The organism is Roseateles sp. P5_B10 (genome assembly GCF_056400485.1).
Genome location: NZ_JBFULE010001400.1, coordinates 1 through 795, shown reverse-complemented (window position 1 = coordinate 795; position 795 = coordinate 1). Strand labels below are relative to the sequence as shown.

Below are 795 nucleotides of genomic sequence, written 5' to 3'. Positions count from 1 at the left end.
CACCACCTGGGACCCCGAGAGCGACTTCAAACCGCTGCACSAGATCAACCCGCTGCGCCTGGGATGGATTCAGCAGCTCTGCCCTTTGGCAGGCAAGCGTGTGCTGGACGTCGGTTGTGGCGGCGGCATTCTGAGCGATTCCATGGCACGTGCCGGCGCCCAGGTGCTGGGCATCGACCTGTCGACCAAGCCGCTGCGCGTCGCAGAACTGCACGCCATGGAGGCGGGGACCGAAGGCGTGGAATACCGCGAAATCGCTGTCGAAGCGTTGGCCACTGAACAACCGGCCAGCTTCGACGTGGTTACCTGCATGGAGATGTTGGAGCATGTGCCCGACCCGGCCTCGGTCGTGCGGGCGCTGGCGACGCTGGTCAAGCCCGGCGGCTGGGTCTTCCTGTCAACGCTCAATCGCAACGCCAAGTCGTTTTTGCTCGCCATCGTTGGTGCGGAGTACGTACTGCAGATGCTGCCCAAGGGCACGCACGAATACGCGCGCTTCCTGAAACCATCGGAGCTGTCGCAGTTCTGCCGCGACTCCGGGCTTGAGCTGCAAGGCAGCCGCGGCCTGACCTACAACCCGCTCACGCAGCGCTACAGCCTCGGCAGCGACACCGACGTGAACTACCTGCTGGCTTGCCGCCGTCCCGCTTGAAGCTCCCTGCGCCTTGGTCGCATTTGCGGGCCGTGCTGTTCGACCTGGACGGCACGCTGATCGACAGTGCTGCTGACCTTGCGGCGGCGGCCAATGCGATGCGCGCCGATCGTGGTCTCACCCCGCTGCCGTTGCCGCAATAT

1 protein-coding gene is annotated in these 795 nt (G+C 64.9%); it reads left to right on the top strand.

The window, feature by feature from the left end:
* On the top strand, positions 1 to 652 hold a 652-nt coding region (gene ubiG / locus AC1DU6_RS33605), incomplete at its 5' end, for a bifunctional 2-polyprenyl-6-hydroxyphenol methylase/3-demethylubiquinol 3-O-methyltransferase UbiG (RefSeq protein ID WP_477862692.1).
* Between the last annotated feature and the right edge of the window lie 143 nt (positions 653 to 795).